General features: G+C 73.5%; 20 protein-coding genes. 17 read left to right on the forward strand and 3 right to left on the reverse strand.

Annotation, left to right across the window (positions count from 1 at the left end; translation table 11 throughout):
* Positions 1 to 3 precede the first annotated feature (3 nt).
* The 9 genes from ACLWS4_RS28220 (at position 4) to ACLWS4_RS28260 (ending at position 7,941) form a co-directional block, all read left to right on the forward strand.
* Complete coding sequence (locus tag ACLWS4_RS28220) at positions 4 to 429, forward strand: nuclear transport factor 2 family protein (RefSeq protein ID WP_416875573.1); 426 nt, start codon at positions 4 to 6, stop codon at positions 427 to 429.
* Positions 430 to 533: 104 nt separating this feature from the next.
* Positions 534 to 2,450: an amino acid adenylation domain-containing protein gene (locus tag ACLWS4_RS28225; RefSeq protein WP_416875574.1), complete on the forward strand. Its 1,917-nt coding sequence runs from the start codon at positions 534 to 536 to the stop codon at positions 2,448 to 2,450.
* A complete protein-coding gene (locus ACLWS4_RS28230; protein WP_380775854.1) occupies positions 2,447 to 3,682 on the forward strand; it encodes a cytochrome P450 in 1,236 nt (411 codons plus the stop codon). The genes ACLWS4_RS28225 and ACLWS4_RS28230 overlap by 4 nt, the downstream gene beginning before the upstream one ends.
* 58 nt (positions 3,683 to 3,740) lie before the next feature.
* Positions 3,741 to 4,499 carry a thioesterase II family protein gene (locus ACLWS4_RS28235; protein WP_416875575.1) on the forward strand — a complete coding sequence of 253 codons (759 nt, stop codon included), beginning with the start codon at positions 3,741 to 3,743 and terminating at the stop codon, positions 4,497 to 4,499.
* Between the two features lie 170 nt (positions 4,500 to 4,669).
* Positions 4,670 to 5,479, forward strand: a complete 810-nt coding sequence (locus ACLWS4_RS28240) for a 2OG-Fe(II) oxygenase (protein ID WP_416875576.1) — start codon at positions 4,670 to 4,672, stop codon at positions 5,477 to 5,479.
* 127 nt (positions 5,480 to 5,606) lie between these two features.
* Entirely contained in the window at positions 5,607 to 6,269 is a 663-nt protein-coding gene (locus tag ACLWS4_RS28245) for a 2OG-Fe(II) oxygenase (protein WP_416875624.1), read from the forward strand.
* A 12-nt stretch (positions 6,270 to 6,281) separates the two neighbouring features.
* Complete coding sequence (locus ACLWS4_RS28250) at positions 6,282 to 6,623, forward strand: metal-binding protein (protein WP_416875577.1); 342 nt, start codon at positions 6,282 to 6,284, stop codon at positions 6,621 to 6,623.
* A complete protein-coding gene (locus ACLWS4_RS28255; RefSeq protein ID WP_416875578.1) occupies positions 6,620 to 7,186 on the forward strand; it encodes a hypothetical protein in 567 nt (188 codons plus the stop codon). Before ACLWS4_RS28250 ends, ACLWS4_RS28255 begins: the two co-directional genes overlap by 4 nt.
* Positions 7,183 to 7,941, forward strand: a complete 759-nt coding sequence (locus tag ACLWS4_RS28260; RefSeq protein ID WP_416875579.1) for an alpha-ketoglutarate-dependent dioxygenase AlkB family protein — start codon at positions 7,183 to 7,185, stop codon at positions 7,939 to 7,941. Before ACLWS4_RS28255 ends, ACLWS4_RS28260 begins: the two co-directional genes overlap by 4 nt.
* On the opposite strand, the gene ACLWS4_RS28265 is transcribed toward ACLWS4_RS28260, so the two are convergent.
* Positions 7,935 to 8,600: a LysE family translocator gene (locus tag ACLWS4_RS28265; protein ID WP_063780371.1), complete on the reverse strand. Its 666-nt coding sequence runs from the start codon at positions 8,598 to 8,600 to the stop codon at positions 7,935 to 7,937. The two genes, ACLWS4_RS28260 and ACLWS4_RS28265, sit on opposite strands and share 7 nt — an antisense overlap.
* A gap of 342 nt (positions 8,601 to 8,942) precedes the next feature.
* Between ACLWS4_RS28265 and ACLWS4_RS28270 the strand changes: the two genes are divergently transcribed.
* The 3 genes from ACLWS4_RS28270 to ACLWS4_RS28280 all read left to right on the forward strand — a co-directional run bounded on the left by ACLWS4_RS28270 (position 8,943) and on the right by ACLWS4_RS28280 (position 12,091).
* The gene (locus ACLWS4_RS28270; RefSeq protein ID WP_049659031.1) at positions 8,943 to 10,043 is read left to right on the forward strand and encodes an SIS domain-containing protein; all 1,101 of its coding nucleotides are present in this window, start codon (positions 8,943 to 8,945) and stop codon (positions 10,041 to 10,043) included.
* Positions 10,044 to 10,083: 40 nt separating this feature from the next.
* Positions 10,084 to 10,860, forward strand: a complete 777-nt coding sequence (locus ACLWS4_RS28275; RefSeq protein ID WP_049659034.1) for an SDR family NAD(P)-dependent oxidoreductase — start codon at positions 10,084 to 10,086, stop codon at positions 10,858 to 10,860.
* A 76-nt stretch (positions 10,861 to 10,936) separates the two neighbouring features.
* On the forward strand, positions 10,937 to 12,091 hold the full coding sequence (locus ACLWS4_RS28280) for a pyridoxal phosphate-dependent aminotransferase (RefSeq protein WP_380741068.1): 1,155 nt from the start codon (positions 10,937 to 10,939) through the stop codon (positions 12,089 to 12,091).
* A gap of 324 nt (positions 12,092 to 12,415) precedes the next feature.
* On the opposite strand, the gene ACLWS4_RS28285 is transcribed toward ACLWS4_RS28280, so the two are convergent.
* Complete coding sequence (locus tag ACLWS4_RS28285) at positions 12,416 to 14,290, reverse strand: RICIN domain-containing protein (protein WP_416875580.1); 1,875 nt, start codon at positions 14,288 to 14,290, stop codon at positions 12,416 to 12,418.
* A 261-nt stretch (positions 14,291 to 14,551) separates the two neighbouring features.
* Here ACLWS4_RS28285 and ACLWS4_RS28290 point away from each other — a divergent pair, with 261 nt between their 5' ends.
* The 5 genes from ACLWS4_RS28290 to ACLWS4_RS28310 all read left to right on the forward strand — a co-directional run bounded on the left by ACLWS4_RS28290 (position 14,552) and on the right by ACLWS4_RS28310 (position 20,118).
* A complete protein-coding gene (locus ACLWS4_RS28290; protein WP_416875581.1) occupies positions 14,552 to 15,007 on the forward strand; it encodes a hypothetical protein in 456 nt (151 codons plus the stop codon).
* A gap of 244 nt (positions 15,008 to 15,251) precedes the next feature.
* Positions 15,252 to 15,707 carry a hypothetical protein gene (locus tag ACLWS4_RS28295; protein WP_416875582.1) on the forward strand — a complete coding sequence of 152 codons (456 nt, stop codon included), beginning with the start codon at positions 15,252 to 15,254 and terminating at the stop codon, positions 15,705 to 15,707.
* 178 nt (positions 15,708 to 15,885) lie between these two features.
* Positions 15,886 to 16,074, forward strand: a complete 189-nt coding sequence (locus ACLWS4_RS28300) for a hypothetical protein (protein WP_049651158.1) — start codon at positions 15,886 to 15,888, stop codon at positions 16,072 to 16,074.
* Complete coding sequence (locus tag ACLWS4_RS28305) at positions 16,071 to 18,671, forward strand: ABC transporter permease (protein ID WP_416875583.1); 2,601 nt, start codon at positions 16,071 to 16,073, stop codon at positions 18,669 to 18,671. The genes ACLWS4_RS28300 and ACLWS4_RS28305 overlap by 4 nt, the downstream gene beginning before the upstream one ends.
* Positions 18,672 to 18,966: 295 nt before the next feature.
* Positions 18,967 to 20,118 (forward strand): cytochrome P450, encoded by a 1,152-nt coding sequence (locus tag ACLWS4_RS28310; RefSeq protein ID WP_416875584.1) that lies wholly within the window; start codon positions 18,967 to 18,969, stop codon positions 20,116 to 20,118.
* A gap of 168 nt (positions 20,119 to 20,286) precedes the next feature.
* Here ACLWS4_RS28310 and ACLWS4_RS28315 read toward each other — a convergent pair whose 3' ends face one another.
* On the reverse strand, positions 20,287 to 21,471 hold the full coding sequence (locus ACLWS4_RS28315; RefSeq protein ID WP_416875585.1) for a macrolide family glycosyltransferase: 1,185 nt from the start codon (positions 21,469 to 21,471) through the stop codon (positions 20,287 to 20,289).
* Between the last annotated feature and the right edge of the window lie 282 nt (positions 21,472 to 21,753).

Consider the following 21,753-nt stretch of genomic DNA (forward strand, 5'->3'; position numbering starts at 1 on the left):
GGCATGGTCCACACCCTCTCCCAGCCCGACGACACCCCGGCACCGCCCGCGACACCGGAAGCACCGACCGCCGTAGCGCCGGCGGAGTCCCAGGTCCGCCGGTACTACCGGCTGGTCGACGCCGGCGACGTTCCCGCGCTGGTCGCCCTGTTCACCCCCGACGCCCGCTACCACCGCCCCGGGTACCCGCCCATGGTCGGGCACGCCGCACTGGAGCGCTTCTACCGCGACCAGCGGGTGATCCGCGCCGGCACCCACACCCTGGCCACCGTGGTCACCACCGGCGACGAGGTGGCGGTGCACGGCCTGTTCCGCGGCGTGCTGCACGACGGCGGCGAGGTCGAGCTGCGGTTCGCGGACTTCTTCCGGATGACGCCGCAGGGCCGCATCGCCGCGCGCGACACCTTCTTCCACGTGCCGGCGGTCTGAGGCACAGCCACAACCACAGCCACAGCGGCGCCGGCGGCGACCGCCTACGCGGTCGCGCGTTCACCCCCGACGGGGACACTTCAGCACAGGAAAGCGGGAAGCAGTTGACCCAGACGGTCCTCACCTCCGACATCCCGGCGTTCGTCGGCACTGGACGGCCACCGTTCGACGCCCGGGCGATCCACGAGCTGGTCGCCGAGCAGGCCGTGCGGGCCCCGCACGCGCCCGCCGTCACCTGCGACGGACGGACCCTGACCTACCGGCAGCTCGACGACCGCGCCAACCGGCTCGCCGGGCGGCTGCGGGCCGCCGGACTGGCGCCGGAGGGCGTCGTCGGCGTGCTGGTGCCGCGGTCGCCGGAGCTGATCGTGGCCCTGCTCGCCGTCCTCATCGCGGGCGGGGCGTACCTCGGGCTCGAACCGGACGACCCGGACGCCCGCCACGCGCTGCTGCTCGAAGACGCCGGCGCGGCCATGGTGATCACCGAGGAGGCCGCGGGGCCCGAGCTGCGGGAGCGGCTGCCCCACGCCGTCGTCACGGTGACGGAGGGCGACCCGGCGCAGGAGCCGGCCACCGGCCCGGCGGCCCCGGCCCGCCCCGGCGACCCGGACCGGCTCGCCTACGTCAGCTACACCTCCGGCTCCACCGGCGAGCCCAAGGGCGTCGGCGTGCCCCACCGGGCGGTCGACCGGCTCGTCCGGGGTGCGGACTGGGTGGACGTCCGCGCCGAGGACGTCTTCTTCCACCTCGCGCCGGTCGCGTTCGACGCCTCCACCTTCGAGATCTGGACCCCGCTCGTCAACGGCTGCCGGCTGGTCCTCTTCCCCCCGGTCGCCGTCACCCTGGAGCACGTGGCGCGGATCGTCCGCGCCGAGCGCGTGACGGTCCTGCTGCTGACCACCGGGCTCCTCCACCAGATGGTGAGCTCCCACCCGGAGGCGTTCGCCGACGTCCGGCACGTCCTCACCGGGGGCGACGTGGCCTCACCGGGTCACGTCCAGCACCTGCTGGCCCGCCACCCGGAGCTGCTCTTCACCAACGGCTACGGACCGACCGAGAACACCACGTACACGACCTGCTGGACCAGCAGCACCCTCCCCGAGCTGCGGAGCGTGCCGATCGGCCGCCCGATCAGCGGCACCAGGGTCGCCGTGCTCGACGACGAGCTCAGGCCGGTGCCCGTCGGCGAGTGCGGGGAGCTGTACGTGGCCGGGGCGGGCCTGGCCCGCGGCTACCTGGGCCGCCCGGCCGCGACCGCCGAACGGTTCCTGCCCGACCCGTTCGGCACCGAGCCCGGCGCCCGGATGTACCGGACCGGCGACCTCGTGCGCTGGCTGCCGGACGGCACGCTGGAGTTCGTCGGACGCGCGGACGACCAGGTCAAGGTCCAGGGCTACCGCGCCGAACCGCGCGCCGTCGAAGTCGAGTTGGAACGGCTCCCCGGCGTGCGGCACGCGGTCGTGCTGCCGCAGCCCGACCCGGCGGGCGGCACCCGGCTGCTGGCCTACGTCGTGCCCGCGGAACCCGGCCCGGAGGGCAACGCCGACCTCGGCCGGCGGCTGCGCCACGACCTGCGGGACAGCCTGCCGGACTATCTGATCCCCTGGGCGATCCTGGTCCGTCCCGAGCTGCCGGTGAACCGCAACGGCAAGATCGACCGCCGGGCCCTGCCCACCGCCACCCGGGTCCCGCGCAACGTGCCCAACGAGTTCGTCCCGCCCGTCACCGAGGTGCAGACCCGACTGGCCGACCTGTGGGGCGACGTCCTCGGCATCGAACCGGTCGGCGTCGACGACGACTTCTTCGACCTCGGCGGGCACTCCCTGCTGGCCACCGACCTCCTGGTCGCCACCCAGCGCGAGTTCGACGTGGACCTCCCCGCGCAGACCCTCTACATGTCGCCGACCGTCGCCGAGCTGGCGACGGCCCTCAGCGAGCGGCTGGGGACGGCGGGCCCGGACGGCCGGGCCGATGCGCCAGGCGGGCCGGCCGACGCGGCGGGGGAGGAGCGGCCCCGATGACGACGGTCCCCCCGACCGCGCGCTGCCCGGTCCTCGCCCCGCGGCCGGTCGACCTGATCGACCCCGACCTCTACCACGCGGGCGGGGCGCACGAGGCCTGGCGACGGCTGCGCCGCGAAGCCCCGGTGAGCTGGCAGCCGGTCGGCGACATCGGCTACTGGTCGGTCGTCGGCCACGCCGAGGCCAACCGGGTCCTGCGCGACCACGCCACGTTCACCTCCGAACAGGGCACCCTGCTCAACCTCCTCGGCAAGGGCGACCCCGCCGGCGGCCGCCAGATGGCCGCGACCGACCCGCCCCGGCACGCCCACCTGCGCGGCCCGCTCCAGCAGGCCCTGTCGATCAAGACGGTGGAGAACGACCGGGAGGCCATCCGCCGGGTCGTCGTCGACCTGCTCCGGCCGCTGGCCGACGGCGGCCCGTACGACTTCGCCGCCGCCATGGCCACCCTGCCGATGGCGGTCATCGGCACCATGATGGCGCTGCCGCAACAGGACTGGCCGCGGCTGGTCCGGCTCGCCCACGCCTGCATCGCCGCGGACGACCCCGAGTTCCAGCTCGCCGACGGGCCCCAGGCCACCCTGGTGACCGCCCACCGCGAACTGTTCGCCTACTTCCAGGACCTCGTCACCGAGCGCCGGCGCGCACCGGGCGACGACCTGGTCAGCGTGCTGCTCACCATGGAACTGGACGGACGCCGGCTGTCGCCGGGCGAGATCGTCTCCAACTGCTACAGCCTGCTGCTCGGTGCGACCGTCACCACCGCCCAGCCGCCGATCGCGGCGATGGCCGAACTGGCCGGCACCCCGGTCCTGGACGACTGGGCGGCCCACCCGGAGCTGCTCGGCAGCGGCGTGGAGGAGGCCCTGCGCTGGGCCTCGCCCACCCAGCACTTCATGCGCCACACCACCCGCGACGTCGAGGTCCGGGGCGTGCCGATCCCCGCGGGGGACGCGGTCGTCGTCTGGCTGGCCTCGGCCAACCGCGACGAGACCGTGTTCGCCGACCCGTACACCTTCGACATCCGACGGCGGCCCAACAAGCACATCGCCTTCGGCGTCGGCGCGCACTACTGCATCGGCCACACCGTCGCACGGGTCGCGCTGCGGATCCTGTTCGCCGAACTGCTCGGCCGGTTCACGGACTTCGAGCTCGCCGGGGCGCCGCGGCGGATGCGCTCGAACGTCATCGCGGGCTTCACCCACCTGCCGGTCACCGCGCGGACCCGGTAGGGCCCGACACTTTCACCGCAGCCGAACCCGACAAGAAACCCCACACGGAAGGTCATCAGTGGACGCTCCGACGGCCCGTACCCGCAACAAGTGGTTCCTGCGCGAGCCGTCGCCGGTGGTGCCGGCGCGGCTGTTCTGCCTGCCCTACTCCGGCTGCGGCGCCAGCATGTACCGCCAGTGGCCGTCCTCGGTCGACGGCGTCGAGGTCTGTCCCGTGCAACTGCCCGGCCGGGAGAACCGGATGCGCGAGCCCGCCCACACCACCTACGAGGCGCTGGCCGACGACCTCTGCGAGGCGCTGCGCCCCTACCTGGACCGGCCCTACGCCCTGTTCGGCCACTGCGGCTCCGCGCTGGCGGCCTACGAGACCGCCGTACGGCTGGTCCAGCGGGGCTGCCCCGCCCCGACCCGGCTGTTCGTCTCCTCCGAGGTCGCGCCGCAGGACGGCCCCTACGGCCGCTTCCTCGGCATGAACGACGACGAGCTGGCCGACGAACTGCGCGGGCTCGTCGCGGAGTTGGGCGGCACGCTGGAACCGAGCCTGCTCGCGCTCTACCTCGGCGTGCTGCGCAACGACGTCGACATGAACAAGCGCTACCACGTGGCCGAGCCGGTCCGGCTGCCGTGCCCGGTCACCGCCATCGGCTGGACCGAGGACACGGGCATCGAGCCGTCCCTGATGACCGGCTGGCCGGCCTGCGGCGACACCACCTTCGAACTCCTGGAAGGAGGCCACTACCGCTTCATCGAGGCGCCGGCGGACCTGCTGGCGCTGCTGGTCGCGGACCTGGCGCCCACCCGCTCCCGCACGTCCTGACGGCGGACCCGTCCGACCTCGGACGCGGCGCCCGACGCGACGTCCGAATGCCGCCAGCACACGGACCCTTCCACGGGTGACGATCGGGACAGCCCGACCGTACGCCGGCCACGGCCCGCCTTCCCGCGGCCCGTGCGTCTGCTCGCCCCCGCCCGTCGAAGGACCTCCCCGTGAACGACGCCCTCTTCGCCGTTGCCGAACCTGCCACCGCCGAACCTGACACCGCCGCGCAGGCCACCGCGGCACCCGCGCCGGGCCCGGCCTCCCCGGGCCCGGCCGCCCTGCCCGCGCTCGCCCCGGTCGACTGGCAGGACGTGCGGGAGCAGTTGGACCGGGACGGGGTGGCGCTCACCGGGCCGCTGCTGTCGCCCGCCCAGTGCCGGGAGCTCGCCGACACCTTCGACGACGACGGCCTGTTCCGCTCCACCGTGGTGATGCAGCGCTACGGCTTCGGCCGCGGCACCTACCGGTACTACGCCGACCCGGCCGCCGTACCGGTCCTGGACGCGCTGCGGGAGCGGCTGTACCCGCCGCTGGCGCGGATCGCCAACCAGTGGGCGGCGCGGCTGGGCGAGCGGACCTTCCCCCTCACCCTCGCCGAGCTGCACGCCGAGTGCGCCGCCGCGGGCCAGCACCGTCCCACCCCGCTGGTCCTGCGCTACGGTCCGGGCGACCACGCCTGCCTGCACCAGGACGTCTACGGCGACCTCGTCTTCCCGCTGCAGGCCACGATCATGCTGGAACGGCCCGGCGAGGACTTCACCGGCGGCGAGAACGTCTTCGTCGAACAGCGGCCCCGCTCGCAGTCCCGCGCGATCGTGGTGCGGCCGCGGCTCGGTCAGGCCCTGGTCTTCCCCGTCCAGCACCGCCCCGTCCAGGGCAGCCGCGGCTACCGGCGCCACCCGATGCGCCACGGCACCAACGCCGTCGAGTCCGGGCGCCGCACCACGCTCGGCGTGATCTTCCACAACGCCCGCTGACCGCGCGCCCGCCCGCTCACCACCAGGACACCCCGTGAACACCCTCGCCCCCGAGACCGTCCCCGACACCGCCGCCGGCAGCGTCCAGGCCGCCGTCCGCGCCCTCGACACCGCCGACTGGACCGCCCTGACCGCCGAACTCGACGTCCACGGCTGCGCCCCGACGCCCCGCCTGCTCGACCCCGCCCAGTGCCGGGAGCTCGCCGCGCTCTACGACCGGCCCGAACTGTTCCGCACCACCGTCGACATGGCCCGCCACCGCTTCGGCTCCGGCCAGTACCGCTATTTCACCCACAACCTGCCCGAACCCGTCGCCGCCCTGCGCGAGGCCCTCTACCCCCACCTGCTCACCGTCGCCCGTACCTGGGCCGACAAGCTCCGCCGCCCCGCCCCCTGGCCCGACACCCTCGCCGAGTGGACCGCCATGTGCCACGCCGCCGGCCAGGACAAGAGCTCCCAGATCCTGCTGCGCTACGGCCCCGGCGACTGGAACGCCCTGCACCGCGACGTCTTCGGCGACCTCGTCTTCCCCCTCCAGGTGGTCATCGGCCTCGACGCCCACGGCACCGACTACACCGGCGGCGAGTTCCTCCTCGTCGAACAGCGCCCCCGCGCCCAGTCCCGCGGCACCGCGACCGTCGTCCCCCAGGGGCACGGCCTGATCTTCACCACCCGCGACCGCCCCGTCCCCTCGGCCCGCGGCCACCGCGCCGGCCCCGTCCGCCACGGCGTCAGCACCGTGCGCAGCGGCCGCCGCCACACCCTCGGCCTCGTCTTCCACGACGCCTGAGGCCCCGCCGCCATGGCCGCCACCGGCACACCCGGGCCCACCGCCGACACCGCTGCGCCCACTGTCGGCACCGCCCCGGTCCCGTCCCGCCGCTACACCCTGACCGGACCCGACAACCGCCCCTACTCCAGCACCACGCCCGGCACCCTCGGCGGCCACCGCCGGGGCCGCCTCTACGGCCGCCTCGACTGCCCCTCCGCCCTGCGCACCATCGCCGCCGGCGGCTACGTGCGCCACCGCGTCTTCTTCGCCGACGAGGCCACCGCGATCGCCGCCGCCTACCGGCCCTGCTCGGTGTGCCTGCCCGAGAAGTACCGGCAGTGGAAGACCCGCCGGAAGGACCGCACCCCGTGAACACCCTCCCCGCACCCGACCGCTCCCCGCTCCTCCCCGAACCCGGGCCGACCGCCTACGGCGACCTCCCCGCACCCGCCCCCCACACCGCCCCCGAACTCGCGGCCCTGCTGCGCCTGCTCGCCGACCACCGCCGCCCGCCCCTGCACGGCGTCGCGATCGGCCACAGCCGCGACGACGCCTCCCGCGCGGCGGCCGCCGCCTTCGCCGACGCCTGGCAGGCCGCCGGCCACGCCGTCCTGGCCGTCGTCGACTGGCCCGAACAGGCCGCCTCCTGGCTGCGGCCCGCCCACCGCCTCACCGCCCCCGAGCCCGACGCCCTCGTCATCGCCGCCGCCCCGCTCGGCTGGGCCCAACTCGCCCGACGCCTGCGCCACAGCACCCCCTGGCGCCCGGACCGCACCTTCGGCTTCGCGTCCCTCGCCGAGCCGGTCGCCGCCGCGCTCGCCGGGCCCGGCGTCCTGGACGGCGTACGCGGCGCGAGCGCGGACGGCGGCACCTGGCGCATCGCCTCCGGCTGGACCGACTCCTTCCCGCCTGCCACCCCGGGCGCCGCCGCGTGACCACCACCCCCGCCCTGTTCGGCCCGCCGCCCGCCGGCTACGAGCGCCGCGAGATCGCGCCGGGCGCCGTCCACCTGCCCGGCTGGCTCACCCCCGACCGGCAGCGCGACCTCGTCGCCGCCTGCCGCGCCTGGGCCACCGGGCCCGTCCCGATCCGGCACACCCGGCTGCCGCGCGGCGGCGTCATGTCCGTACAGACCGTGTGCCTGGGCTGGCACTGGCAGCCGTACGCCTACACCCGCACCGCCGACGACGTGAACGGCCGCCGCGTCGCCCGCTTCCCCGACTGGCTCGCCGACCTCGGCCGCCGGGCGGTGGCCGACGCCTACCAGGACCCCGGCCAGGGCGCCGGCTACGAACCCGACGCCGCGCTGGTCAACTTCTACGACGCCGACGCCCGGCTCGGCATGCACCAGGACAAGGACGAGCGCTCGCTCGCCCCGGTGGTCTCCCTCAGCATCGGCGACACCTGCCTCTTCCGCTTCGGCAACACCCGTACCCGCAACCGGCCCTGGACCGACCTGACCCTCGCCTCCGGCGACCTGCTCGTCTTCGGCGGCCCCTCCCGCCTCGCGTACCACGCCGTGCCGAAGATCCTCCCCGGCACCGGCGACCCCGCCGTCGGCCCCGCCCGGGGCCGCCTCAACATCACCCTGCGCGTCACCGGACTCACCGACCCCGCCCCCGAGGCGACCGGAGCGGCCCCAGCCGGGGCCGCCCCCGTCGCCTCGCCGGAGTCGGGAACGCGCTACTGACGGGCCCCCACCGCCGCCCCGAGCCCGAGCAGCGCCACCCCGGCCACCCCCGACAGCCCCCGTTGCACCTTGCGCCGCAGCAGGACGCGCTGGATCGCGCCCAGGACCGCGACCACCACGACGTACCAGGCCAGGGCCAGCAGCCAGAACAGCCCGGCCAGGAGCACGTGCTGGGAGAGCTCGGACATGCCGGGCAGCTGGAACTGCGGGAAGAGGGAGAGGTAGAAGGCGGCGACCTTCGGGTTGAGCAGATTGCTCAGCAGGCCCTGGCGGAAGTCCGCCCCGCTGTCCGGCGCCCCGCCACCGCCGCCACGGCCGTGGCCGGCGGGCTGCGCGGCCGTCGCGTCGTCAGCTCCGTCCTCGCGTCGGCCGAGGCGGATGAAGTCGATCAGGGACCGGATGCCCAGGTAGGCGAGGTACAGGGCGCCGGCGATCCGCACGGCGGTGTAGAGCACTTCGGAGCCCGTGAGCAGCGCGGTCAGGCCCGCGACGGCCGCGCCGGCGAGGACCGCGTTGCCGAGCATGATGCCCATCGCGGTCGCGGCCGCGCCCCGGCGGCCGCCCCGTGCCGCGTTCCGCAGCAGGAGCACCAGGTCGGGGCCCGGAACAACGATGATCAGAAGAGAAGCGAGTACGAACGTCAGTAGCTGCGCAGTCATACACCAATCATGGCGCGGTTGAGAAGGGTTTTGGGCAAGTTGGTGAGAACGGCCGGTTCCTCCGTGTCCCGAAGCGTGGCGGTCGTCTGCATTCAGGGGACTTGTCCGTTCGACTGCCGCCGCCGTTCTCATATTCCGTCAGAATCCCTCTCAGCATGTGAGACCGGCGAAATCGGACCATGCGGTCCCTGGTCGATTCGCAGACTTACCGATGTGAATGCCACGAGGCCTTCCGCGCTTGTTAGAGTCGAATCACCCGAAGCAACCCGGGTCTCCGGAGTTCGGCATCCGGAGTCGCACGACTTCTTCCACCCGCACGCGACCGTGATGGAGTGAGATCGCATGAAGTCCCGACTCGACCGCTACGAGGAATTCATCGAGAAGGAGTACCGGGCCGGCCTGACGAAGCCCGACGAGTACTCGCTCGACGACGTCACCCCGGACCTTCGAAAGCGTCTCTCCGAAGGGAGGTTCAAGCGCATCGTCTTCACCGGAATGGGCTGCTCGGCCATCGTCTCGGATATCGTCCGCGGCTACTTCACGGAGATCGGCCTGCCCCTCGAAGTGCACGTCGTGAACGACTACGACTTCCGCTTCCTGGCCGCTCCCTCGGTCCTCGAGGACGAGGCGACCCTGTACATCATTAGCTCCTACAGCGGGCACTCGCAGGAGCCGGTCCTCGCCTACCAGCGGCTTCGCGCCGTCCGGGACCAGGTGCTCCTGCTCACCTCCGGCGGCAAACTGGCCGAGCTCGGGCGGGCGGACGGCGCCTCCATCGCCTACTGGCGGCTGCGCGAACCGGACCGCGAGTACCCGCTCTTCCACGTCTCGCAGTACTTCGCCATCCTGATGGACATGTTCCACGAATTCGGGGTGCTGAGCGACGACCACCACGCCCGGCTGGGCGAATTGGCGGGCCTGCTCGAGGCGGATTTCGAGGAGAACGGCCGCGAGGCCGCCCGTCGGATCGCCGACGCGAGCGAGGACGCGAACATCATCATGATCGCGTCCCCGAAATGGCACGAGAGCCTGCTCAAGCTGGCCAAGATGCACTTCAACGAGATGGCCATGGTTCCGACCGCCCGGAACTACTTCCACGAATTCTGCCACAGCGAGGTGGCCACGCTTTCCGACCCGGTGCGGAAGCACAGCACGGTCTGGTTCTCCGACGCGGACGACGACGAGTACACCCTCGCCAAGGGTGAGAACCTGCAGCGTCTGCTGACCGACGACCGACCGGAGAACCGGAACATCCGGTTCTCCCGGGTGCACCTTTCGGAGGGGGACTTCCTCCGGAAGTACTTCACCGCCCTCAACGTGGTGCAGCACGCGGCACTCCGCCTCGGCCGGCACCACGAGACGCGGTCGCGCGACCTCATCTCCGAATCCGCCGGAAACCCCTGGTACCACAGCACCACCATCGAGTCCGAGCTGACGGCGTAACACCCGGACGGAGAGAACGGAGAGGACTGTGGTGGCGGACATGGATGACACCAGTCCGCTGCACCTGTTCGACGTCACAGGCAAGGTGGCCCTGATCACTGGGGCCACCCGCGGGCTGGGCCAGGCCATCGCGGCCGGCCTGGCCCGCGCCGGTGCCAGAGTGATCGTCGCCGGGCGCAGCAGCGAAGCAGCAGACGCGGTCGCCGGCAAACTGGCCGTCGACGGAGGATCCGCCGTCGGTGTCGGGCTGGACGTGACGCGGGAGGCAGAGGTCGAGGACGTCCTCTCCCGTGCGGTGCGCGAACACGGCGGACTCGACATCGTCGTCAACAACGCCGGCATCATCGACAGGTTCCCGGCCGAGGACTACCCGGCCGAGACCTGGCAGCGCGTCATCGACACCAACCTGACCGGCGCGTTCCTCGTGTCACGCGCCGCCGGGAGGGCCATGCTCCGGCAGGGCAGCGGAAAGATCGTCAACATCGCATCGGTCCTGGCCCACAGCGGTGGCCGCAACGTCGTCGCCTACGCGGCGAGCAAGGGCGCGCTGGTACAGCTCACCCGCTCCTGTGCGGCGGAGTGGGCCGGGCGGGGCGTCCACGTGAACGCGATCGCCGCCGGCTACTTCGAGACGGACCTGACCGCCGGTCTGCGCACGGACGCGCAGCGCAGTGCGGGCCTGCTCACCCGGGTACCCGCCGGCCGTTGGGGCAGGCCCGAGGAGCTCGTCGGGACCGTGCTCTACCTGGCCTCGGAGGCGTCCAGCTACGTCCACGGAGCCGTCATCGAGGCGGACGGTGGATGGACCGCCGCATGAACAGTCACCGCATGAACAGTCAGCGCATGAACACCCACCGACCCCACGACCGGCCCGAACACGGGAGGAGGCACCGATGAAGCCGCACGCGCGGAGGCTCGACGGGTTCCGGCAGTCGACCATCAGGGCCATGACCGAGCGGTGCGTCGCCGTCGGCGGCATCAACCTCGGCCAGGGCCTGTCCCGCACGCCGCCCCCGGACGACCTGCTCGACCACGCGACCGCACACTTCGCGTCCGCCGACCACTCCTACAGCCCCGCCCACGGAGACGCCGTCCTCCGGCAGGCCGTCGCGCGGAAGCTGGCGGAGTACAACGGAGTCCACGTCGACCCGGAGCACGGGGTGGTGGCCACCATCGGCGCCACCGGCGCGTACAACGCGGCGGTACTGGCCCACCTCGACCCGGGAGACGGCCTGCTCCTGCCCGAACCCTTCTACGGCTACCACCGCACCGTGGCGGAGATCCACGGGGTCGTTCCCCAGCCGGTCAGGACGGACGCCCCCGGGTTCCGGATCGACAGGGCGGCCCTGGAGGCGGCCACGACGGACCGCACCAGGGCGATCGTGCTGTGCACACCCGGCAATCCGTCGGGCCACCGGATGCCACCGGACGAGATCGAGGAGGTGGCGCGCTTCGCAGCGGACCGGGACCTGCTGGTGATCACCGACGAGATCTACGAGCACCTCTACTACGGGGACGAACCGCACCGCTCGCCGGCGTCGTTCGACCTGCTGCGCGACCGCACGATCACAGTCTCCGGCCTCTCCAAGACCTACAGCATCCCCGGATGGCGGCTCGGCTACGCCGCCGGACCCCCGGAGCTGATCGCGCCGTTGCGCATCGCCGCCGACGCGCTCTCGGTGTGCGCCCCCACCCCGCTGCAGCAGATCGCGGCACGGGCGTTCACCCTGCCGGACTCCTTCTACGCGCGGACGCGCCAGGACTACCGCCGCAAGCGCGACCGGATCGCCGCGGCGTTCCGCGACGCGGGCCTCGCGACCAACGACCCGGAAGGCGCCTACTACCTCCTGGTGGACGGGACTCCGCTGGGCGGCGACAGCGGCGAGGTCGCGGAGACGATCCTGAGTGCCGCCGGCATCGCCACCATCCCGGCCGACGCGTTCCATCTCGGGCCGGCCCCTTATCCCTACGTCCGCGCGTGCTTCGCCCTGACCGACGCCGACATCCTCCGCGTGGAGGAACACCTCTCCGAGGTGAAGTGGCCCTGACCGCCGCGGTCATGCCGGCCGGCCGCCGCCCCACCGCGGCGAGGCACCGGCGCCCGCCCGCCTCGCCGGCGGCCGGCCGACAGCCGCGATCAGCACTGCCCAACGGGCCCGCCCCTGGCCGGGATTGGCGTACCTCTCCGCCCGCAGCACCGCGGACTCCGGCGTCCGGGCGGTACGCGACCGCTCTCCGGCGACCCCCTCCCTGTGGGCGGTCTGCGTCCGCGCCGGCGCATGGCGTGCGCCCGTCGCGCCACGGCATCCGGGCCAGCCCGAGACACCCTGCTCGTGCCGGGAAGTCCCCGTTCCCGGCCTCTGGAACGAGCTTCAGCGGCGTGAGCCGTAGCCCCAGTGGTGGTCCGGGTAGTCGCCGCACGGGTACTGCATCAGCGGGGCCTGCGGGGCGTTGCTGCCGTGCGAGACGGCGAGGCACTGGCGGCTGTTGCCGTTGACGAAGCGGATGCCGTGCGGCCACTTCTCGATCTTCCAGGCCTGCCCGGGGTTGTTCCGGCACGCCGACTGGACGACCTGGGCGGTGGCCTCGGTGCTGGAGTCCTGGACGGAGAGACAGAGGGCGCTGTTGTAGCTGACGATCCGGTAGTAGGAGTCGCCGTCGGCGTCCGTGTAGGCCTGCTGGGTCTGCCAGAAGTGGTCGGGGAAGTCCCCGCAGGGATACTGCTGGACCTGCGCGCCCTCCTCCCGGCTCCCGCCGGGCGTGGCGATGCACTGCAGGCTGTTGTTGTTCCTGATCGCCACCGATCCCGTCGGCGGGACGAGCGGGGTGCCGCCGAGGCGCCCCGGTGCCGGAACCGGAGCTGGAACCGGGAACGCGGAAGCGGAGGCGGTGGGCACCGGGGGCGGCGCGGGTCGGTCGCCCCCGGTCGAGGCCGGAGGGCCGGTGGCTTCCGACAGGGCACGGGGCGGCTCGCCGGGAACCGTCGGACCGGGCTGTGCCGCGGCGCTCCGAACCCCCGCCGCCGGAGCCGGCCCGCCGTCCGGTGGGGGTGCGGTCGACGCGGTGGCCGGACCGTCGCCGGGGGGCCGCGCCGACGGGCTGCCCGCCGGTGGTGCGGACGGGTCGGCGCTCGGACCGGGCGTCGGCGCGGCGTCGGTACCGACCGCCAGGGGGAGCGCTCCGGAGGAGGTGGGCACCGGGCGCAGCTGTACGCCCACCAGCACGCCCGCCAGGACCAGGGCCCCGGCCAGGACCGCCGCCGCGCCGACGGCCGCGCCCGTCCTGACGGCCCGACGCCCCGATGCCCCGGCGGGCTCGGCGGGGTAGAGCGGGTCGACGGGTGGAGGGCCGTCGAACGCCGGGCCCGGCGGGAAGAAGCCGGTCGGGCGATTGTCCGTGACCGTGACCAGCTCACCGCGGACAACCACGGCGGCGGTCGTCGCCGGGGCCATCCGGGCCACCTCCAGGTAGCGGCCGGCCAGGGCCGTGCGTACCGCGAGGAGGTCCGTGTGCAGGCGCCGGAGCACGGGCAGGTGCGCCGGCACCCCGTCGGCCACCGCGGGCTCCGTACCCGGCTGTCGGCCACCGTCGGCCCCGGCCGGCGACTGCTCCTGGTCGACCAGGAGCCCCATGGCGCGTTGCTCCTGCTCCGCGGTCCGCCGAGCGTCGTACGCGCTCTCCCGGATGCGGCGCACCTCGTCCAGGCAGCGCGTCGCCTCCAGCAGCCGGGCCCGCCGCTGCCCCGCATCGCCCCCGCCGGGCGGCAGCGGCGCGACGGGGGTCGGCCCGTCCGCTCCGGCGGAGCCCAGTTCACCCCGTAGCTCGGCCACGATGGCGATCAGCACGCGGATCAGTTCCTCCGCCTCCGCCACGCCGGCCTCGGCCTGCCGTTGCGCCTGCCTGGCCAGATCCAGTGCCTGCCGCGCGTCCGACCGCCCTGCCGCGGGCGACGGGAGCCCCCTGGCCGCCAGCCCGGCCCGTTCGTGCAGCTGACCGGCCCGGGCCAGGAGCACCGCCTGGGCCCGGGGGTCCGTCACGCGGTCGTGGATCAGCTGCCGGAGCAGGTGCCACGGGATGTCCTTCTCCGCGGAGCGGTACTCGCTCCAGCTGGTCCTGCCAGCCGGGTACCGGCGCGCGAGTTCGCGGACGGTGAGCCCGGAGGTCACCTCCCGCACCAGCCCGGCCAGGTCGTTCGCCTGCTCGGTCTCGCCCTTGAACCGCCCCTGTGGGCGTCCGGCGCTCCCCATTCCCTGCCCCCTGCCGTGTCCGTGGTCAATCCGGGTTGTCCGCTGTTCACCTGGGCCGCGGCCGAGTCTTGTAGATGGACAATCAAATACGCCCGCACTGTGGGAACTCCACCGGGTCTTCGGACAACTTGTCGGAGCCCGCCTGCGACGGGACACGCCGGCCGGGACCTCCGGTGCCGGAGCCGGGGCTGCGCCGTCCCGCGGCGGCGGTCACCCGACGGCCCCGGACCTTGGCAACCACCGCCCTCGAAGGAGTTCTCGATGATCAGGAAGCAGCTCGCGACGGTCCTCGCGGCCACCGTCCTCGCCGGAGGCTTCGTCGGCCTCTCCGCCGGCGCGGCCCACGCCTCCGCCCGGGTCAACAAGTGCGGGAGCGCGTACGACTTCAAGTGGAGCTGGGACATCACCGACAACTCCAGCGCGGCTCCGGTGGTCGGCTTCATCGACATCTACTACAACAGCGGGAACGGGTACAACTGTGCGATCGCCCGCGGGCGCGACGCGGCCGTCACCGGCCAGCACGAGATCTACGTCGCGATTCGGCGCTCCGGAACGGACGGCTGGATCGAGAACGGCGCCGGCAGCAACTACACCCAGTACGCGGGCCCGGTCTACGCGTATGCCAAGGGGGCCTGCATCGACTTCGTCGGTGGGCTGAAGTACAACGAGTTCACGGGGCAAGGGGGTTCGGGCTACGGTTCCAAGCACTGCGGCTGAACCATCGCCGGGCGGCAGGGCCCGTTCGAGCGGGCCGGGCGCCGCCCTCTGACGGGCGCCGGGGAGTCCGCACCACGGACCCCGAGCGCCGCGACCGGGCGGCCGACCGACGACAACGGGGGCGGTCGGCCGCCCGACGTACCACCCGGCGGCGACGCGATCCAGCAACGCACCACCCGCCGCCGGCAGTTCCGCGCGGATCGCGGCAGCGGTCCGCGAACCCCGGCACTCGAAGGAGTTCTCGATGATCAGGAAGCGTCTCGCGACGGTCCTCGCGGCCACGGTCCTCGCCGGAGGCTTCGTCGGCCTCTCCGCCGGCGCGGCCCACGCCTCCGCCCGGGTCAACAAGTGCGGGAGCGCGTACGACTTCAAGCGGAGCTGGGAGATCAACGACATCCACAACGTGGCCGCGGTGGTCGGCTTCATCGACATCTACTACAACAGCGGAAACGGGTACAACTGCGCGATCGCCCGCGGGAACGACGCGGTCGTCAGCGGCCAGCACGAGATCTTCGTCGAGATACGGCGCTCCCGCGACAGCACCTGGATCAAGGACGGTGTCGGCAGCAACTACACCCAGTACGCGGGCCCGGTCTACGCGTACGCCAAGGGGGCCTGCATCGACTTCATCGGGGGGCTGAAGTACAACGAGTTCTCCGGCATCGGTGACACCGGCTACAGCTTCGAGCACTGCGGCTGAGCCGTGGCCGGGCGGCAAGGCCCGCTGGAGCCGGTCCGGCCCGCCCGAGGCCCGCGCGCGTGGGGTGGGGTTATCCCCACCCCGCGCACGCCGGTCGCCACCATGGTTCGTGCCCACCCGCCGTTCCTAGCCTGGACCCCGTCGCTGACGGACACGATCCACGAGGGATGGCAGCACCATGGCAGCCCGCCACCACCGCCCGGAGTACGAACCGCCCGAGCCTCACGCCCCCGCCCGCCCCGCGATCGGACCGCGCGCGGTGCGGCGCGGCCACGGGCGCGGCGTCGGGACGGCGCACGTGGTGCGCGGGGTCGACCTCGCGCCGGGCCGCGGCAGCTCCACCGCCGCGTCGGGGGCGGCGGCATGAGCAACGGACTCGCGCGCGCCTCGGTGCGCTTCCGGCCGCCTTCCTTCGCGGGGACCTTCGTCGCCCTGCTGTTCGGCGCGGCGGTCATCATGGGCTGCGGCACCCTGTTGCAGACCGGCGTCACCGCGAGCGTGCCCCCGGTGCGCTACGCGCAGGCGCCGGTCGTCGTCGCGGCCGGTCCGGACATCGGGATCGTCCGCAAGGTCAACAAGAAGGAGAAGGCCGTCGATCGGCCGGTGCCCGACCGGCCCCGGGTGGACGCGGCCCTGGCCCAGCGCATCGCCGCCCTGCCCGGTGTCGCGGCGGCCCGTCCCGACACCGCCTTCCCGATCCAGCCGGGTCCGGCCGCACCCGGCCTGACCGGGCGCGGGTTCGCGGCGCTCGGCATCGCCGGCGGCGCGGACACCCTGGTCGAGGGCCGCGCCCCCGGCCCGGACGAGGTGGTCCTGGACGCCGCCACCGCACGGGACGCCCGGCTGGCACCCGGCGCGAGCCTCACCCTGGTCGCACCCGGCGGCAACGGCACCTACCGGATCTCCGGCCTGGCCGCGCCGCAGAACGCCGGCCCGACGGCCTGGTTCGCCGACGCGGTGGCCGGGCAGCTCTCCGGTCACCCCGGCCGGGTGGACGCCATCGCCGTCCAGCCGAGCGAGGGCGTCGGCGCCAAGGACCTCGCCCGCCGGCTCCGCGAGGCCCTGCGCGACACCGCCGGCCCGCAGGCCTCCGGGGCGTCGCCCACCGGGATCAGGGTGGTCACCGGCGAGGACCGCGGCTCCGTCGAGCAGCCTGGGCTCGGGCAGAGCCGGACGCTGCTGATCGCGATCGGCGGATCCTTCGGCGGCACCGCCACCATGACGGCCGTCTTCGTGGTGGTGTCCACCGTCGCCCTGGCCGTCGGTCAGCGGGCCCGCGAGTTCGCCCTGCTGCGCGCCGTCGGCGCGACCCCCCGCCAGATCCGCCGCACGGTCGCCACCGAGGCGATGCTGGTGGCACCCCTCGCCGGCCTGCTCGGCCTCGTCCCGGGCGTGGCGCTGGCCCGCTGGTGGTTCGACGGACTGGTCTCCCGCGGCGCCGTCCCCGAGGGCGTCGAACTGGACGTCGGAGCGGTCCCCGCGCTCGTCGCCGTCGCCACCTGCTCGCTGGCCGCGCTGGCCGCCGGCTACCTCGCCGCGCACCGTCCCTCCCGCCTGCGCCCCGGCCAGGCACTCGGAGAGGCCTCGGTGCCGGCCGGACGGGCGGGCGTGGTGCGGGCCCTCCTCGGTCTGGCGGCCGTCGTGGGCGGCGTCGTGCTGGCCGCCGTCGCCGCCGGCCTGAGCGGTGAGAACGCCGCCAACACCGCGCTCGGCGTGGTCATGTGCTTCCTGGTGGCCACCGCCCTGCTCGGCCCCTGGGTGGCCCGGGTCGCCGCCGGAGTGCTCGGCCTGCCGCTGCGGGCGGGTGCGGGCGGCACCGCCGGATCGCTGGCCGCCGACAACGCCCGGGCCGACGCCCGCCGGCTGACCTCCGCGATCACACCCATCGTGATGGTCAGCGCCTTCTGCGGCACCATGCTGTTCATCCAGAGCAGCGTCGGGCACGCCACCGGCGAACAGCTGCGTGCCGGGGTCGTCGCCGACCACGTGCTCGGCTCCACCGGTCGCGGTCTGCCCGCCGCCACCGCCGAACGGGCCGCCGAGGTGCCCGGCGTCGAAGCCGCCGTGGGCGTGCTGCGCACCGGAGCCGTCTACCGCTCCGACGGGAAGCTCCGCTCCGCCAACGCCCTCGGCGTGTCCGGCGATCCGGCGAGGCTGCCCCGGGTCCTCGACCTGGGCGTGCGCAGCGGCTCGCTCGCCGACCTCGCCCGGGGCACGGACACCGTCGCCCTCGACGCGGCCCTCGCCGACAGGCTCGGCCACAGCGTCGGCGACCGCGCCTCCTTCTGGCTCGGCGACGGCACCCAGGCGCGGCTGACGGTCGTCGCCACCTACGAACGCGGCCTAGGCTTCGGGCAGTTGATCCTGCCCCGGGCCGCCGTCGCCGCACACGCCGCCGTCGCCTACGACAGCCAGGTGCTCGTCGCGGACGCACCCGGAGCCGACCGCGCGGACGTCGCCGCCCGGCTGGCGAAGCTCCCCGCCGAGGCCTCTGCCACCGGGACCGCCACGGTCGTCGGGCTCACGGTGGCCGACCGCGCCGGGTACGTCGCGCAGACCGACCGCAGGCGCGAGGCCGGCGACTGGGCGAACTCCGTGATGGCGGCCGTCCTCGGCGGCTTCGCCGCGATCACCGCCGCCAACACCCTGGTGATGACCGTCCTGGACCGCGGCCGCGAGGTGGCCCTGCTCCGCCTCACCGGCGCCACCCGCCGCCAGATACGCGGCATGATGCGCTGGGAGGCCCTGCTGGTGGCCGCGACCGGGCTGCTGCTCGGAAGCCTGATCGCCTGGATCACCCTGGTCCCGATCGCCCGGGGCCTCGCCGACGCCCCGCCGTACGTCCCGCCCGGCACCGCCCTGCCGCTGGCCGCTGCGGCCGTGGCCCTCTGCCTCGCCGCGACGGCCCTGCCGGCCCGCGCCCTGCTGCGCTCCCGCCCGCTCGCGGCGAGCGGCCGGCGGTAGGCGGACAGGGGTAGGGGAACCGTCGGACCGGGGGCGGGACGCCCGGCCGTCTGCCGCCGGACGGGTGAACCCTGAGCGGGCCGGTTGGCGCCCCGGCTGCCGCTTCGCCACCATGACGTCCGCGAACGACCGTGCCCGTCCGTCCGACGCCGACGGCGGGCGGTGACCCGCCCGAGAGCCGCCGGTGCCTGCCGACCGCACCGCAGCCATCCGACGATCCCAGGGGGAACCGTTGCCCCAGACCGAGAACCTCACAACCACTGTCCCCGGAATGCGGCTGGTCCCGATGCACCGCATGGAGCTGCCGCCCGTGGGGCCGCCGCGCCGTGAGCAGCTGCCGAACGGCACTCCGATCTGGCTGGTCACGCGCTACGACGACGTCCGCCGGGCTCTCGTGGACGCCCGGTTCAAGCGGTCGCTGCTGTTCGCCCCGGACGCGCCGCCGCTGAGTGACACGCCCAATCTGGGCAGCGACCGGGACTCGATGTTCCACAAGGACGGGATCGAGCACCACCGGATGCGCCGCGTCTTCCAACGGGCGTTCACCCCCGGCGCGATCGAGCGGTCGCGTCCGTGGGTGACCTCCGTGGTCGACCGGCTGCTGGACGACCTCGTGCGGCTCGGCGCCCCGGCCGATCTGGTCACCGGGTACACCAGGCCGCTGCCGAGCGCGGTGATCGCCAGGATGATGGACCTCCCCGGCGAGGACCTCGGACGCGTCCGGGACTGGACCGAGCTCGCCTTCGCCACCGCCGACCGCGACCCCGCCGAAGTCATCCGCGCGATGCGGGAGTTCACCGCGTACGTGGCCGGGCTGCTCGCCGGCCGTCGGTGCGCACCCGGCGACGACCTGGTCAGCGCCATCGTCCGGGCCGCGGACCGCGAGGGTGAGGTGTCCGAGCGCCAACTGGTCAACCTCGTGTGCGGGTTGATGGTGGCCGGACACGAGACCAGCATGACCACGCTGGCCAACGCGGTGCTCTACCTGCTCGCCGAACGCCCCGACGCCTGGAGCCGCATCGGCTCGGACGAGGCGGCGGCCGCCCTGGCGGCGGAGCGGCTGCTGCACACCATCCCCCTTGGGGCCAACAGGGAACGCCCCGGAAGCCTCCTTCGTACCGCCGAGGAGGTCGAGCTGGGCGGCGTGACCATCGGTGCCGGCGACATCGTCGCGGCCGACCGCACCACCGCCGGCCGGGACCCGGGCGTTTTCCCACCCGATTCCCTCAGCCGGCTGTTCGACCCGCTGGAAGCCGGCACCCTGGCCTTCGGCGCCGGTCCCCACTTCTGCCCCGGCGCGTGGCTGGCCCGCCTCCAGATGCGGATCGCTCTCCACCGTCTCGCCGCCCGCCTGCCCGGCCTGCGCCTCACCCTGCCGACCACCGGGATCGAATGGCGGCTGGGCACCTCCACCCGCAGCCCCCTGCACCTGCCCGCCACCTGGTGACGAGCCGGACGGCACCGATGCTCCGGGACAGCCGTCCTCGTGAACGCCGGTGTCCCGGAGGCCAGGCGGTCGCCGTCGACGGAGACGGCGACGACCGGTCCACACAGCTCTTGACGATCACGTGGTGGCCGCACCCGCTTCCGGTGAGGGCGACGCAGGAGCGCAGAGTCACACGGAGTGCTGACGGAGGTACTGCTCGATCACGTCGGCGCCGCGTGTGACTCCACCGCTTCGCAGGATGGCTTGGCGCATTCCCGCAAGGCTGACGCGTACTGCCGGGTCTGAGGCGACCCTGTCGATCGCCGCCCGCAGTGCCTCGGCGCTCACCATGTCGGCGTCCAGGCGTTCGCCGAGCCCGAGTTCCCCCAGGCGCCCGGCGTTGGCAGCCTGCTCGGGTGTCCGCGGGACGGCGACGAGGCCGACCTCGTAATGCAGCGCCTCCATAACGGAGTTCATTCCGGCGTGCGATACGAAGGCGGTGGCATGGCGGAGTACCGCCAGTTGCGGGAACCGCGACCGGACGTCCACCCGGCTCGGGATGGCGCCGAGTACGGCGGCATCCGTATCGCCCACGGTCATCGCCAGCTGCCAGGGCCCGTCGGCGATGGCGTCGATGCAGGCGCGGTAGAACTCCGGGCGACCGTTGAAGACGGTGCCCAGTGAGACATACAGCAGTGGCGCGTCGGGGTCGGGCGGCGACCAGTGCTCGGTCTGCTCGCGACTGCCCATCGAGGGGCCGACGAAGTGAAATCGTTCGTCGAAGCTGTCAGCGGCCGGCTGGAACTCTCGCGGGACGAACACGAGGTTGAGCCCGTCCGCCATCGTCATGGTGTCGGCGACACCGAGCGGGACGCCGTACTCGGTGGAGAAGGCCTCACAGTCAGCGGCGAGCAAGGCCATCGCCGGATCGCCGGTGTCGAGCCCTGCGGTCAACTGCCGGTCCAGTGAGTACGCCTCGTTCGAGGCGAGGTGAGGGAAGCACTGCACGGCGGGGATCCCCAGCCTCCTGGCGATGGTCCGGGCAGGCCAGTTCGTCGTGTCGTAACAGATTGCGTCCACCGGCTCCGAGGCACAGTACTTCTGCAACACCGGGTAGGTCGCGCGCATTGCCGCGAAGTAGTGGCGTAACCAGCCGGCCACGGCCTCTGGGCCGATCTTCGATGGTGGTGTGAACGGCTCCAGCGGCGGCAGTTCCAACCAGCGTGCGCCGGCACTGGTGACCGTGGCGGCGTGGCCTGCTCCGGTGGCGTAGTCCACCTGGTGCCCGCGCCGTACGAGTTCCTCGACCAACGGCACCATTGGATTGATGTGTCCATGTCCGGCTAGGGTCATGAAGAGTAACTTCTTCAGCACAGGGACACCCTGGCAGCACCAGCGCCGCAACGCCATCGAGATTCGCGACTCGCCGCAGCCACCGGCGGCGATGATGCCCGGGCCGCCGTCGAGCCCCGCAGTTCGACGCCCTCGCCATCGGCGACCCCTGGTACACCGTTGGATCGGTCATCCGCGCTCTTTTCGTACGACTTTTCGGAGTGGACGGTCAATTGTGAGAGCGGCGTATTCATCTTTCCTGCGCGGATCCATTTCAGGAATCCGGTCGATAGCACATCACGGCGGCTGGATGTCAATTCGTCG

The organism is Kitasatospora sp. SC0581, from assembly GCF_048159585.1.
Lineage (GTDB): Bacteria > Actinomycetota > Actinomycetes > Streptomycetales > Streptomycetaceae > Kitasatospora.